Source organism: Streptomyces bluensis, from assembly GCF_014650715.1.
GTDB classification, from domain to species: domain Bacteria; phylum Actinomycetota; class Actinomycetes; order Streptomycetales; family Streptomycetaceae; genus Streptomyces; species Streptomyces bluensis.
The window spans coordinates 615321-628820 of sequence record NZ_BMVM01000002.1 but is presented as its reverse complement, the minus strand read 5'-3'; the positions used below and the strand labels follow the sequence as shown (position 1 = coordinate 628820).

The window sequence follows — 13500 nt, the reverse complement described above, 5'->3', positions numbered from 1 at the left end:
TGTGTGTCCGACACACGCCCCAGGCGCTCCCCTCAGCCGCAGCAACCCCCGCCGCAGCAGCCGCCACCACCACCGGCCACACGGGGTGCCGGGGCGGACGCGGAGCCGCCCACGGCGACCGTCGACAGCAGCTTGACCGTGTCGGTGTGGCCGGCGGGGCAGCCCGCGGGGGCGGAGGACTCCGCCATGGGGCGGCTCAGTTCGAAGGTGTCGCCGCAGGTCCGGCAGCGGTACTCGTAGCGAGGCATGCGCACAGGTTAACCGGCGGCCCCGGCAGGACGGCAGAGCCAGTCAACCGCCCCTTGGCGCCGACCGGAGTGTCTGAATGTGGCCGGGTTTGGTGACAGGACGCACATGGCTCTTTCTGGCCGGTTCCCGATCGGGGAACTTGTGAAAACGGCTGATAATTTGTGGACGCCGTGTGGAGGCCGGAAGGCCGGGGGAAACAGGGGGAACGTGGTCGCGTCTTCGGCGGCTGCGTCTGTCCACGCGTGCGATTCCATGTGCGGAGGGAGACGCAGTTGTGACCACCGCTCGGCATCGGACCAATGCCGTGCACCCCTTGGACCGTCCGGGCCCCGGAGCCCGCCGTGGCTAGCCGGGACAGCGGTCGCTCAGGCCGCCGTCGGGCCGCACCGACGCGCTGGTGGCGGCGCGGTACCCCGACCGCTGCGGCGACCGGCACGGGGACCGCCGGCCCGACCGGCACGGGGACTGGCTCCACGCTCGGCTTACCGGAGACGCAAACGGGGCGAACCGTGCGCCGGCCGGCCACGCAGGGGACGGGATCGCGCCATCGCGGCACCCGCCGCAGACCGGCCCCTCCGCCGGCCCCCTTACGCCTCGTCCAGCGCTGGGCGCCGGCCGCCCGCCGGCTCCGCCCGAGGTATCCACGGCCGGGCCGCACCGGCTGGCGCCGCTGGGTGCCCTCCTGGCGCCAGTCGCTGGGCGCCGCGCTGGTGTCCGCCGGGTTCAGTGGCGCGCTCCTGACCGCCGCCTACGCCGCCACGGACATCCCCGCGGACCTGAACACCTTCGCCACGCAGCAGGACAACGTCTACTTCTGGTCGGACGGCACCCCCATGGCCCGTACCGGCTGGGTGCGGCGGCAGGCCATGCCACTGAAGGACATCCCCGAGGACGTCCGCTGGGCGGTCCTGGCGGCGGAGAACGCCAGCTTCTACTCCGACCCGGGCATCTCCTTCGGCGGACTGACCCGCGCCCTGTGGCGCACCGTCGGCGAGGGCGACACACAGGGCGGCTCCACCATCACCCAGCAGTACGTCAAGAACGTCTACCTCTCCCAGGACCGTTCGGTCGGCCGCAAGCTCACCGAGGCGATGATCGCCCTCAAGCTCGACAGCCGGACGAGCAAGGACACCATCCTGGAGGGCTACCTCAACACCAGCTGGTTCGGCCGCGGCACCTACGGCATCCAGCGGGCCGCGCAGGCGTACTACGGCAAGGACGTCGGCGAACTCAACGTCAGCGAGGCCGCGTTCCTCGCCTCCCTCCTCAAGGGCGCCGGCCTCTACGACCCGGCGCTCGGCGAGGCCAACCAGGCACGGGCCGAGGAACGCTGGTCCTGGATCCTGGACCGCATGGTCGGCATCGGCCGGCTGACGAAGACCGAGCGCGCCAAGTACCGCACCTTCCCCCAGCCGCTGGACCAGTCCCAGGCGTACGACACCGGCCGGCAGAGCGACTACCTGGTCGAACTGGCCGCCCAGTACGCCAAGAAGGCCGCACGCATCCCCGAGAAGGACTTCGACCGGGGCGGCTACCAGATCTACACGACCTTCGACCGCAAACGGGTCACCGCCCTGACCGAGGCCGTGACCAAGGCCCGCGAGAAGGCGATCGAGAACTCCCCGGGCAAGGCGAAGGCCGCGCACTACGGAGCCGCCTCGGTGGCCGCCGACGGCCGTATCCTCGCCGTCCACGGCGGACCGGACCACCGCGAGCAGGGCTTCAACGAGTCCAACGCCACCACCGTTCCGGCCGGTTCGGCGTTCCTGCCGCTCGTGTACGCGGCGGGCCTGGAGCACGGAGTCAGCGAGGAGCGCGGCGCCCCGAGGACACGTGTCACTCCGCAGTCCGTCTACGACGGCGACGACGGCATCCCGGTCACCACACCCGAGGGGCCCTACTGGGACCGCAGCGGCAACAAGGTCATCGCCCGCAACGACGGCGGGAAGTCCTGGGGGAACATCACCCTGCGCACGGCGCTCGCCCGGTCCGTGAACACCCCCTTCATGCAACTCGGCATGGACACGGGCCTGGACAGGGTGCGCGAGACCGCCGAGGCGATCGGCCTGCTGCCCGCCAGCATGGGACCGCAGGTGCCCGCGCTGTCCCTGGGCACCTCCACACCGAGCGCGATCCGCATGGCGAGTTCGTATGCCACGTTCGCCGCCGGCGGGACGCACACCGAGCCGTACTCCGTGCGCAGGATCACCCGCAACGGCTCCCGGGTCGTACTGGAGGCGCCCGAGCGGCGCCGCGCGGTGCGCCCCGAGGTGGCCCGCCAGGTCACCGAGGCGCTCACCGACTCCTTCCGCGGCGCACACCCCACCGCGGCCCCCGCCTCGGCACAGGTCGCCGGGAAGGCCGGCACCACCGAGGACGACACCGCGGCCTGGTACGTCGGCACGAACCGCTCGGTGTCGACCGCGGTCGTCGTCTACCGCATGGACCTGACCAAGAGTCTCGAACCGCTGCCGCTCAAGGGCATCGCCGGCGCGTCTGCCGCCGACGTTCCCTACCGCATCTGGTCGAGCGCCATGCGTCCGCTCGGCTGACGCCGACGGCTCGCGCGCAGTACCGCACCACCGCACCCCCCACCCCCCTCGCAGATTGAGCTCCGCATGAAGTCGAAGCCGCGTATCCACGCGCAGCATCAGGAGAGTGCGCAGTCGTCATCCGGCCGTGGCCGTTCCCCCGGCCGTTCCCGTGGCCACCGCGGTCGCCGCCGGGCACGCCCGCCCCGCAGCCCCCGCCCCGGCTTCCTGGCCATGGCGGTCCTCCTCGTCGCCGCCTCCACGGCCGCGGCCTTCGTGGGACTGAACCGCTCCGACAGCACCGCACCCACCGCCGCCGCCGACAAACAGCCCCGCGCCGACGGCCGGGTGCCCTCCCCCGGGGCGACCGGGGAACCCGCCTGGGACGGCCGGACCAAGCTGATCGGCGACGGCTCCACCTCGTACACCGGCCCACAGAAAGGGCAGTTGAAGCCGGAGCCGCTGAAGCCGGGGGAGAAGCCGCCCCAGTTCGTCGTCTTCTCCTGGGACGGCGCGCTGGAGGGCGACGACCGGCTGTTCTCGCACTACCGGGAGCTCGCCAGGAAGTACGACGCCCACATGACGTTCTTCCTCACCGGGATCTATCTGCTGCCCAAGGACAAGAAGACGCTCTACGACCCGCCGCGGCACGAGAAGGGGTCCGCGGCGATCAGCTACCCCACCGACGAGCACATCCGCACCACGCTGGAGCAACTCGGCAGGGCGTGGCAGGACGGCAACGAGATCGGCTCCCACTTCAACGGCCACTTCTGCGGCGACAAGGGCGGCGAGGACTGGAGCGTCGAGGAGTGGAAGACCGAGATCGACGAGTTCGACTCCTTCGTGCGGAACTGGAAGACCAACACCGGCTACAAGGACCTGCCCGCGCTGCCCTTCGACGTGAACAAGGAGATCGTCGGCGGGCGCGCACCCTGCCTGGAGGGCCAGGAGAACCTGCTCAAGGCCGCCAAGGACCACGGCTACCGCTACGACGCCAGCTCGAAGGGCGACTTCCAGATATGGCCGGGCAAGAAGAACGGCATCTGGGACTTCCCGCTGCAACTGCTCCCGTACGAGAGGGGCGAGTACCAGGGCCTGTCCATGGACTTCAACTTCCTCTACAACCAGTCCGACGGGCAGGTCGAGGGCGACCCGGCCCAGTACCCGCGCTGGGAGGAGGAGACCGTCGACACCTACATGGCCGGCTTCAACCGCGTGTACTACGGCAGCCGGGCGCCGCTGTTCATCGGCAACCACTTCGAGAACTGGAACGGCGGCATCTACATGCGGGCCGTCGACCGGACCATCGAGACCGTGTGCACCAAGAAGGACGTGCGCTGCGTGTCCTTCCGTGAACTGGCCGACTGGCTCGACGTGCAGAAACCCGAAACCCTGCAGCGGCTGCGCACCCTGGACCCCGCCCAGTCACCGGACTGGTCGACGCTCGTGAAATGACGCGAGCGACCCCTGGCGTGGAGGGATTGAGGAGGACATGTAAAGATGCCCTCCCCGGGGCCCGACCACCCCGGGGTCAAGGAGAACTCCCCGTGAAAACAAGGACGTTGAGCCCCCGCTACGCCACCCTGGCGGCGGTGACCCTCTCCACCACCCTGCTCCCCGTGGCCACCGCGCACGCCGCCGACGAGCCGGCACCCCAGGCTCCCCGCGTCACCAGCGCGACCACCGACACCTTCGGCCGCATGGCGGACGCCGTACTCACCGACCGTACGGCCGCCCTGCTCGACGAGGGCCAGGCTCCCCGGACGGCCCTGAAGGCGACGGGCGGCGCACGCCTGTCCGCCGCCGTCAGCCGCACGGAGGGGACCGCGCTGACCGCCCTGCGCGACACCCGGTCCCGTCTCGCGGCGCTCGGCGAGGCGTACACCGACGCCGACACCGACGTCACCGTGGACAGCACCCAGGTGCGGGGACAGCAGGCCACGGTCCGGGTCACCGAGACCACGACCCTGACCTACGCGAAGCTCCGTGGCGACGAGCCCGCCACGACCGGCTTCCGGGCCCACCACGAGCTCACCTTCACCGCACAGCCCGACGGCACCTGGCAGCTGTCCGGCCTGCGCACGACGGACAACGGCCCCCGGCCGATCAACGACCCCGCCGCGGCGACGAGCGCCGGCCGGCCCGGGACGGCGAGCAGCGCCTCCCGGGCCCCGGGCGCCCCCGCTGCCCCCGTCTCTACGTTTGCCATCATCGACGCCCCCAAGGCCGCCACCACCCTCCCGGCGCCCGCCAAGCCCAAGAACCTCACGGGCGGCACATACGACTACGCGGCGATGGCCACGTACACCGAGAAGTACTGGAAGGACTACAACCCCGCGTACCGCAAGTACAACTCGCTCGGCGGGGACTGCACCAACTACCTCAGCCAGGGCCTGCTGGCCGGTGGCTGGAAGCAGATCTCCACGGTCACACCCGAGGAGTACGACACCTGGTACTACGCGTCGAACGGTACGGCCGACGCCTGGATCGGCGTCAACGAGTGGTCCTGGTTCACACAGACCGCCAAGCGGACCACCCCGCTCGCGAACGTCTACCAGATGGACGTCGGTGACGTGATGCAGATCGACTTCAACAAGGACGGGTCCAAGGACCACTCCATGATGACGACGTACCGCAGCTCCAGCGGTGTGCCGTATCTGACGTACCACGACGCGGACACCTACCGCAGGTCGGTCGCGAGCATCATCGCCCAGTACCCGACCTCGGTGTACTTCGCCTACCGCACCTGAGTCAGGGGCCGGCGTCCTCTCCTCGCGGGAGGGCGCCGGCATCCGCCGCGGTCTCCGCATGTTCCTCCCACCCCGGATGGCGGGCCTTCCAGTACGGGTTGTCGTGCGGCAGGGCGGTCCCCACCCGCCCGTACATGCCGAAGGTCATCAGCAGCACCCCGTACACGAAGCTGAAGATGACGTTCTGCATGTGGAAGGCGAGGAAGTTGTAGTTCGAGTCCAGCAGGCCCAGATTCACGAAGCCGCTCAGGATGAACGCGACGCCGAGCACCATGTTGAGCGTGGACGCGAAATTGCCGCCGATCACCATGCCCACGAAGAGCAGCACACCGATGCAGATGGACAGGACGCTGAGCGTGCCGTTCGTGTTCAGCCCCGCCACCGTGGCCCCGCCCGTGCTGAAGAAGCCCACCTTGTTGATGAGGCCCAGGATGCCGAAGGCCAGCAGCACGAGCCCCATGAGGCCCGCTCCGACCCGGTAGACCGTACTGAGCCGGTGATCGACCGGCAGATGCTCGTCGAGCCGGATCCGCGGCCTGGGCTCGGGGTGCGCGTGCGTGGCCATGTCCGCCTCCCTCAGGCGTGGTGGAGGCCGTACGTACTTTCTTTCCTTCAACCCTTCCTTCCATAGTCGCCCGCCAGGGCCGTGGAGCCAACAGCGCGCACCACCCCACACGCACTGCCCCACAGGCACTGCCTCACCCGCAGTGCCTCAGGCGCCGCCCGCACCCCGTTCCCCGCGGATCTGGGACACCACCCTGGCCGCCGTCGCCCGGACGGCCTCCGTCTCCGTCAGGAAGTGCCAGTAGTCGGGATGCCGCCCCTCCAGCGTGGCGACCGCGCGCTCCAGGCGGGCCACCGAGTCGTCCAGCGGGCGGGCGTGCCGGGGGTCGGGCGTGGAGCGGCCCGCCATGGCCAGGCGCTGGGCGTCGCGGAGCGCGAACCGGGTGCGGTCGATCTCCGCTTGCGGGTCCTTCTGCACGGCGTTCAGCCGCCGGAGCCGGTCACCGGCCGCCGAGACCGCCTCGTCCGTGCTGTTCAGCAACGCCCGTACCGTCGACAGCAGCGAGGTGGCGTCCGGCCAGCGCTGCTTCTCCCGCGCGGCCTGCGCCTCCCGCAGCTTCAGCTCGGCCTGCGCGACGCTCCGAACGGCCTGTTCCGGCACCTGCTGGAGGTCCTGCCAGCACGCGGTCGTGAACCGCCTGCGCAGCTCGCTCAACACGGGCTCCACCTGCCCGGACCGGGTGCGCAGCGCCTCCGCACGCGTACGCAGCGACACCAGCCGGTGGTCGATCTCCGCGGCCCGCTCCGGGAGCCGCTCGGCCTCGGCGCGCACCGCCTCGGCGTCCCGCACGACCCGGTCGGCACGCTCCAGCGTCTGCTGCACACCGTGCTGTCCGGCGCCCTGGTTCAGCTTCGTCAGCTCGGGGCCGAGGGCGGCCAGACGGGCGGCGAGGTCCTCGGCCCTGAGCCCAGAACTCCGCACGGCGTCAAGTGCGTTGGTGGCGGCGAGCAGGGCCTGCCGGGCGCGCTCCACGGCCGGGGCGAGCCGGGCCAGCTGGGTCTCGGCCTTACCGAGCAGCGGGGCGAGCCCCTCGGCGAAGCGGTCCAGCTCCCGCTTGACCCGGGTCAGCTCGTCCTTCGCGGTGGTCAGCTCCGCCCGCGCACGCGAGGCGACCGCGGCCTCCAGGTCGTCCCGGTCGAGGTCATGGGCGTCGACGGCGTTGATGTACTGGTGGCTGACCTCGTCGATGCGCCGCCCCAGCGCGTCGAAGTCCGACACGGCACGGCGGGCGGCGGGGGAGTCGTCGACGGCCGTGATGGTCTCTATCGAGATCCGCAGATCGCGCTGCGCGGTGTCGAGTTCGTAGAAGGCCGCCGCCGCGGCGTCCTTCGCGGCCTGCGCCTCGGCCCGCTGGCTCTCGGCCCGCCCTCCGAACCACCGCCGCGTGCCGCCGCCGGCGAAGGCCGCGGGCAGGGCGAGGGCGGCGAGCACGGGGAGCGCCGCGAGGGTCAGCAGGTCACGGGCGGCACCGGCGGCACCGGACGGCCCGCGACGGCGCCCGGCCGCGTCACGGTCCGGGGACGGCCTCTCCGGGCGGGGACACGCTGGGTGCTGCGCGCGTGACGCGAACAGTGTGTCCGGCCGCCGTGGTATCGCCGTCACATCCCTCTCCCGTGCTGTGATCCGCTCCGCCAGGTGTCATTCTCCCACCTGGCAAGGACGAACACACGGGGCGTTCAGTTCGCGGTCCGCACGGTGACCGAGCCATTGGCGACCATCGCAGGTGAACGGCGACGGGGATTGAAAGCACAGAATGGCAGTTCTCGTATCGAATGCGTGACCTTCGGATCCAGGGTCGTTGGACAGGTGAGGGGTCTTCGACGCCGGGGGTGAAGGGGTGGGCGGACTGCGGGAGGTCGGTGCATTCCTCGGCTCGCTGGCATCGCGGGATCCAGCAGTGCGCTCCCGACAGGGACCGGCACACGATACGGACGCCTGGGCGGTCCGCAAGCGGGAGCTGTCCGGGGTCTCGTCGGCCCGGTGGGCGGGCAGCATCACCAAGGCCACACATGACCAGTGGGCACTGGCCCGGCGCGGCCGAGCCGCTCACATGACGTGTCTGCGTGGTCAGATCGCCGCGCTCGATGCCCGGCTGGCCCGTCCGCTGGGTGCCAAGGCGAACAAGCGGGAGGGGCTGCCTCGCGGGTACGGCTCGCGGGTGGAGTGGCATGCCAAGTCCCGCCGCCTCTACGCGTTGAAGGCTCGGCTGGACAGGCTGGAGGCGGACTGGGCCGCGGGCGGTGTGCGCGTGGTGCGCGGCGGCAAGAAGCTCGTACACCTGCGCCACCATCTGGACGAGGCCGGGCTGGACGAGCGCGGGTGGCGGGAGCGGTGGCAGGCGTCGCGGATGTTCCTGGCCGCTGACGGAGAGTCCGGCAAGCGTTTGGGCAACGAGACCATCCGTATCACCGAGAACGGGCAGGTCTCGATCAAGCTTCCGGCCGCCCTGACACATCTGGCCAACGCCCCGCACGGCCGCTACCTGCTGGACGCCACCGCTGCGTTCAAGCACCGCGGCGAGGAATGGCTGGACCGGATCAGCGACAACCGGGCGGTGGCCTACCGCATCCACCACGACCCGCTACGCGGCCGCTGGTACGTGACTGCGTCCTGGCAGCGCAGGCCTGCTGCGGTCCTGTCGCTGGAAGCAGCCCTCGCCACGGGCGTGGTGGCGGTGGACATGAACGACGGCCACCTCGTCGCCTGGCACCTGGACATCCATGGCAACCCGGTCGGCGAACCCCGCCGCATCTTCTACGACCTGTCGGGCAGCACCGCGCACCGGGACGCCCAACTCCGGCACGCGCTCACCCGGCTGCTACACCACACCCGCCGCTGTGGGGCGACGGCGATCGCGATCGAGGACCTCGACTTCAGCGACGGCAAGACGCGGGAGAAGCACGGCCGCAACAAGCGGTTCCGACGTCTGATCTCCCGCTTCCCCACCGCCAAGCTCAAGGCCCGGCTGGTGGCGACGGCCGCCGAGCAGAACATCGCGCTGGTCGCGGTGGATCCGGCCTATACCTCCTGGTGGGGTGCTCAGCACTGGACGGCGCCGCTGACCACCCCCACCCGCCGGGTGTCCCGGCACGATGCGGCCGGCATCGCGATCGGGCGACGCGCCCTTGGGTATCCGATCCGGCGACGGACGGCACCGCCCCCACACGACCGGAGTGATCGTGCGGGGCATCGGACCGACCAGGCCCGATCGGAGACTCCGCGGCGTGAGGAAACCCGCCCGCCTTCCCGGACCACGATCGCGAGTCGTGCCGCCCGGCAGCGGAGCGAAAGTGGGTGACCAGCGTGCCCGACACCGCAGGGGGCACGCGGCTGAGCATGGGTTCTGGTCCCAGGACGCACGCCCGCTCAGTCGTTGGAAACGGCTATCCTCCGATACGGGTTTGCGGCGCATACCGCCAGGCAAGGTAGGCTGTCGACTCGTCCGGGCGCGTAGCTCAGCGGTAGAGCGCCTGCCTTACAAGCAGGATGTCGGCGGTTCGAAACCGTCCGTGCCCACCGAAGTTAAGTAGCAGGTCAGCGGCCTTCCGGAATGTTCTCCGGGAGGCTGTACCTGTAATCGGAGTCCACATGGAATCCACATCCGGATGATCAGGCACAGTGGCCGATCGGGGACTGTGCCTGATCATCCGGATGTGGGCCTGGACGATGCGCGTGCCGATGTTCCGCGCCTTCGGGGCCTCCCGCCGCGACGCGCATGGCGAATCGCTGGTCAGGCGGTTTCGTCTGAATCCGCGTCCCCAGGCAGCCCGGTGCTGACCGGGAGCTGGGGACGCGGCGTGGTGTTCACGGACGCAGGGTCCTGTCAGCCGGAGCTGTTGCTCGCCGAGGCGCAGCTGCCGGTGCTCTGGTTGCCCGTGGAGTTGAGGCTGATGGGAATGTTCAGCAGGTCGACGTCGGTGCCGCACACGCCGATCGGAATCTGGATGGTGCTGTTGACCCCGAAATCGTCGTCGGCCAGTGCCGAGCCTGCCGTGCCGGCGAACGCCGCTGCTGTCAGTGCGGTGGCGGCCAGAATGGTACGGATGCGCATGTAGAACCCTTTCTCTCAAGGGGGACCGTCTGTCGCGGTCCCCGTATGAGAAGGGGAAAACACGGGCAACAAGGCGGCCACCTGGCGTCAGCTGAGCGGCGGTCCGGGATCACGCGAACGGTGCTTGGACGGTCCTCAGGCGGCCGAAGGGGTGAATGATGGCGGGCGCCCAGCCCTGGTCCGTCCGATAATCCGAACGAAACCGCAAGATCATGTCCCTTCCCGGGTTCATGTGCCTTCCGCGGTTCCGTCCGGGGTCTTCGTCGTCTCGTGGGCGTGCTTGAGGCGCATGCGGGCGTCGACCTTGTGCTGGGTGTCGACCTCGGCCCAGAAGCGGTGGCAGGTGACGAAGACGGCGAGCTCGCGCTCGCGCTCACGCAGCTTCTCGACCTCGGCCTGCTCGTCGGTCGTCCAGCCCGGGGACGCGGGGCGCTCGATCCTGCGCCAGCCATGGTCGTCGCTGAAGCCGTCCAGCGGCTCGACCGACCAGGGGAGCCGCTTCAGCAGGGCCAGCAGCTCGGCCCGGACCTGATGCAGCTCCTCCTGGCCGGCCAGGAGGTCACTCGGAAAGTCATAGGTCTCAGCCACGCGGCAATGCTACGCCTGTTCGATTTTGGGATGCGAGTTCCTTCTGTGGCCGGGTCTGGTTCTGCCGGCGGCCATGCGGTGGCGGTTGACCTTGCCTCAGGGGCAGACCTGATGATCCGAGTCGGGAATCCCACCAGGGGAAGGAGCGCCCGTGGCGCCATCGGACAGCCACTTGCACGACCACCAGTGGTCTGAGGACACGCAGGCGACGAGAGGGACGGAAGAGGACGCCCTTCTGGCGGAGCAGCTCGCCTACTACCGCGCGGGTGCCGCCGTATACGACCGGCCCTATGCGGAGCGCGCGGCCCTGCAGCGGTTGCTGACCGCAGTCGACGATCTTCCGGTCGTCGGGGACGTGCTGGAGCTGGCCTGCGGAACGGGCCAGTGGACCTCGTTGCTCGCCGCCCGCGCGCGTTCGGTGACGGCCGTCGACGCATCCGCCGAGGTGTTGGCCATCGCTCGTGCGCGTACTCCGTCCCCCAACGTCCAGTTCCTCCAGGCCGATCTGTTCGAGTGGCGGCCGTCGCGGCGCTACGACACGGTGTTCTTCGCCTTCTGGCTCTCCCATGTCCCGCCGACACGGTTGCCCGACTTCTGGAACTCCGTCGCCGCCATGCTGGCGCCCGGTGGCAAAGCGATCTTCGTCGACGACGGTCCGGGCGCGGCCGCGAGCGAGGAAGTCCTCACGGAGGGGCCTGTCCCCGCTGTGCTGCGCCGTCTCGACGACGGCAGCGAGTACCGCGTCGTGAAGGTGTTCCACGATGCCGGGACCCTTGCGCGCGACCTCACAGCGCTGGGCTGGTCGGTCCGCGTCCGGCCCTCGGGGGAGAACCTCATCGGCATCGCAGGACCGCCGGCCGGCCCGACCTGAGGAACTTGGGGATGCTCAGGTGCAGACTGGGCGTATGTGCCGCAGCATCAAGACTCTCCGTCCGCCCGTCCTCCCCGAAGAAGCCACGGAGGACGAGATCCGGGCCGCCGCCCTCCAGTACGTGCGCAAGGTGTCCGGTTTCCGGGCTCCGGCCGCCCACAACCGTGAGGTGTTCGACCGCGCGGTGGACGCCGTGGCCGCGGCCACGGCGGAGTTGTTGGCGGGGCTGGAGGTGCGGGGGAGTCGCGCGCCCGCGTCGCGCTGAGCCGGGCGGCGGGCTTTCCCGCCGCTGTGGCTTGGGCGCCTGCGCGGTGCAGTCGCGGTGCCGGGTGCGCGTCAGGCTTTCACTGGCGCGGGGAACCGCGCGACCAGCCACAACCAACCCGCAGACGCCCACATACAGAAACCCGGCAGACGCGACCTACCGGCCCCCAGCGGAGCGTTCCCGCATCAGGAACGCCGCCCCGGCACCCGCACCGAACAGGGCCCCCACGGACACGGCGGTGGCGATCCATGTCGCGCCCAGCCAGTGCGCGCCGAAGTAGCCGAGGGCGACGCTGAACGTGGCCCAGGTGATGCCGGCCAGGACGGACCAGGGCAGGAAGTCGCGGACGCGGCGGCCCGCGGCGCCGGCGCTCAGGGAGACGACCGAGCGGCCGGCGGGTGCGAAGCGGGCGAGGACGACGAGGGCGCCGCCACCCCGGGCGAGGGCCGCGCCGAGTCGTTCCTGCGCGGTGGTGAGGCGACGGGAGCGTGCGATGGCGCGGTCCAGGCGCTCGCCGCCGCTGCGGGCCACGCGGTACGCCACCAGGTCGCCGAGCACGGAGGCGGTCGCCGCGGAGAGGAGGAGGGCGAGGATGTCCGGGACGTCGTTCGCACCCGTCGCCGTGCCCGCCGCTGCCGCCGTCGCCGCCGTGATGACCAGGACGCCGCTCGGCAGGATCGGGACGAACACGTCCAGGAGGACGGAGACGGCCACCACGGCATAGATCCATGGGCCGGCCGTCAGCGACCCCACGCTCTCCAGCACCGACAACTCCCCTGACTCCCCCGTGGGCCGCCGGTCACCGGGAACACCGGGGCGGCCTGCAACAGCCAGACAGCGTACGCCCCGGGTGTGACGGACGGCTCACAGGGGCTCGGGTGCCCGTCACGCCCCGTTCACGCGGCTGTCGCCCTGGAAGGGCGGAACGTTCCCCGAAGGTGCAGCGGTCGCGGATTCCGCTTGTGAGAAAGCCGAGATCAGGATGTGGCTGGACTTCACCGCTGATGCCGCCGGGGCAGGCGGGGCGGTGGCATGCGGCGGCGCCCGCCTCCAGGGGCGGAGACGGGCGCCGGAGTGAGTGGTGCGCGGGTCAGGCCGCCACGGCTGCCTGGTCCGAGGCGGGCTTCTTCGCGGACGCGGCCGAACGGCTCGCGAGGAACCGGTCGATACCGAAGGCGCCCGAACCCGTGAAGACCAGCAGGAACATCGACCAGCAGTACATCGCGGCGCCCTCGCCCTTGTTCTCGATGGGCCACAGGGCTTGGGGCTGGTGGACCTTGAAGTACGCGTAGGCCATGGCGCCGGAGGCGATGAACGCCGCGGCACGGGTGCCGAGGCCGAGCAGGACGAGGCTGCCGCCGATGAGTTCGATGACGGCCGCGTACCAGTTGGGCCAGGCGCCGGCCTCGGCGGTGGCGCCGTTGCCGTCCACGCCGCCGAAGGCGCCGAAGAGTGCCATGGCGCCGTGGCAGGCGAACAGCAGGCCGATGACGATGCGGAACAGGCCGATGGCGTAAGGCTGGGCGCTGTTGAGGCGTCCGGTCATGTGGGGGACTCCCTCGGTCTGGTTTCCCGGTCCTCTTGGTGAAGGGCCGGTGGGGACGGATACCGATCGGTAGCCCACGTTAGG

Annotated in this window: 12 protein-coding genes, 1 tRNA gene and 1 pseudogene; 7 read left to right on the top strand and 7 right to left on the bottom strand. The window is 70.6% G+C overall.

Going from position 1 to position 13500, the window contains the following annotated elements; all coding sequences use genetic code 11:
* Positions 1 to 32: 32 nt before the first annotated feature.
* Positions 33 to 248 (bottom strand): FmdB family zinc ribbon protein, encoded by a 216-nt coding sequence (locus tag IE262_RS07985; protein ID WP_189872349.1) that lies wholly within the window; start codon positions 246 to 248, stop codon positions 33 to 35.
* A gap of 300 nt (positions 249 to 548) precedes the next feature.
* Here IE262_RS07985 and IE262_RS07980 point away from each other — a divergent pair, with 300 nt between their 5' ends.
* The 3 genes from IE262_RS07980 to IE262_RS07970 all read left to right on the top strand — a co-directional run bounded on the left by IE262_RS07980 (position 549) and on the right by IE262_RS07970 (position 5530).
* Positions 549 to 2801: a transglycosylase domain-containing protein gene (locus IE262_RS07980; protein WP_189872347.1), complete on the top strand. Its 2253-nt coding sequence runs from the start codon at positions 549 to 551 to the stop codon at positions 2799 to 2801.
* 213 nt (positions 2802 to 3014) lie between these two features.
* Positions 3015 to 4235 (top strand): polysaccharide deacetylase family protein, encoded by a 1221-nt coding sequence (locus tag IE262_RS07975; protein ID WP_229877190.1) that lies wholly within the window; start codon positions 3015 to 3017, stop codon positions 4233 to 4235.
* Positions 4236 to 4327: 92 nt separating this feature from the next.
* Positions 4328 to 5530, top strand: coding sequence for an amidase domain-containing protein (locus IE262_RS07970; protein WP_229877149.1), 1203 nt, complete (start codon positions 4328 to 4330; stop codon positions 5528 to 5530).
* 1 nt (position 5531) lies between these two features.
* Here the strand turns inward: IE262_RS07970 and IE262_RS07965 are convergent, their stop codons facing one another.
* Together IE262_RS07965 and IE262_RS07960 are read right to left on the bottom strand one after the other, a co-directional pair.
* A complete protein-coding gene (locus IE262_RS07965; protein WP_134031723.1) occupies positions 5532 to 6095 on the bottom strand; it encodes a DUF4383 domain-containing protein in 564 nt (187 codons plus the stop codon).
* A gap of 147 nt (positions 6096 to 6242) precedes the next feature.
* A complete protein-coding gene (locus tag IE262_RS07960; protein WP_189872341.1) occupies positions 6243 to 7697 on the bottom strand; it encodes a coiled-coil domain-containing protein in 1455 nt (484 codons plus the stop codon).
* Between the two features lie 235 nt (positions 7698 to 7932).
* Here IE262_RS07960 and IE262_RS07955 point away from each other — a divergent pair.
* A pseudogene (locus IE262_RS07955) lies at positions 7933 to 9466 on the top strand (transposase family protein); the annotation flags it as partial.
* Between the two features lie 73 nt (positions 9467 to 9539).
* Positions 9540 to 9611, top strand: a tRNA-Val gene (locus IE262_RS07950).
* Positions 9612 to 9918: 307 nt separating this feature from the next.
* Here the strand turns inward: IE262_RS07950 and IE262_RS07945 are convergent.
* Positions 9919 to 10146: a hypothetical protein gene (locus IE262_RS07945; protein ID WP_189872339.1), complete on the bottom strand. Its 228-nt coding sequence runs from the start codon at positions 10144 to 10146 to the stop codon at positions 9919 to 9921.
* Positions 10147 to 10374: 228 nt separating this feature from the next.
* Positions 10375 to 10734: a DUF8825 domain-containing protein gene (locus IE262_RS07940; protein ID WP_189872337.1), complete on the bottom strand. Its 360-nt coding sequence runs from the start codon at positions 10732 to 10734 to the stop codon at positions 10375 to 10377.
* A gap of 172 nt (positions 10735 to 10906) precedes the next feature.
* Between IE262_RS07940 and IE262_RS07935 the strand changes: the two genes are divergently transcribed.
* Both IE262_RS07935 and IE262_RS07930 read left to right on the top strand, forming a co-directional pair.
* Positions 10907 to 11605 carry a class I SAM-dependent methyltransferase gene (locus tag IE262_RS07935; RefSeq protein ID WP_189872867.1) on the top strand — a complete coding sequence of 233 codons (699 nt, stop codon included), beginning with the start codon at positions 10907 to 10909 and terminating at the stop codon, positions 11603 to 11605.
* Between the two features lie 34 nt (positions 11606 to 11639).
* Positions 11640 to 11870 (top strand): DUF2277 domain-containing protein, encoded by a 231-nt coding sequence (locus IE262_RS07930; protein ID WP_134031735.1) that lies wholly within the window; start codon positions 11640 to 11642, stop codon positions 11868 to 11870.
* A gap of 156 nt (positions 11871 to 12026) precedes the next feature.
* Here IE262_RS07930 and IE262_RS07925 read toward each other — a convergent pair whose 3' ends face one another.
* On the bottom strand, positions 12027 to 12635 hold the full coding sequence (locus IE262_RS07925; RefSeq protein ID WP_134031738.1) for a DedA family protein: 609 nt from the start codon (positions 12633 to 12635) through the stop codon (positions 12027 to 12029).
* 325 nt (positions 12636 to 12960) lie between these two features.
* Positions 12961 to 13416 carry a DoxX family protein gene (locus IE262_RS07920; protein ID WP_134031741.1) on the bottom strand — a complete coding sequence of 152 codons (456 nt, stop codon included), beginning with the start codon at positions 13414 to 13416 and terminating at the stop codon, positions 12961 to 12963.
* Positions 13417 to 13500 lie beyond the last annotated feature (84 nt).

Coding starts and splice junctions, on each gene's coding strand:
- IE262_RS07920 (WP_134031741.1), bottom strand. CDS start 13,416: ATGACCGGACGCCTCAACAGCGCCCAGCCTTACGCCATCGGCCTGTTC.
- IE262_RS07985 (WP_189872349.1), bottom strand. CDS start 248: ATGCCTCGCTACGAGTACCGCTGCCGGACCTGCGGCGACACCTTCGAA.
- IE262_RS07965 (WP_134031723.1), bottom strand. CDS start 6,095: ATGGCCACGCACGCGCACCCCGAGCCCAGGCCGCGGATCCGGCTCGAC.
- IE262_RS07980 (WP_189872347.1), top strand. CDS start 549: ATGCCGTGCACCCCTTGGACCGTCCGGGCCCCGGAGCCCGCCGTGGCT.
- IE262_RS07975 (WP_229877190.1), top strand. CDS start 3,015: ATGGCGGTCCTCCTCGTCGCCGCCTCCACGGCCGCGGCCTTCGTGGGA.
- IE262_RS07945 (WP_189872339.1), bottom strand. CDS start 10,146: ATGCGCATCCGTACCATTCTGGCCGCCACCGCACTGACAGCAGCGGCG.
- IE262_RS07930 (WP_134031735.1), top strand. CDS start 11,640: ATGTGCCGCAGCATCAAGACTCTCCGTCCGCCCGTCCTCCCCGAAGAA.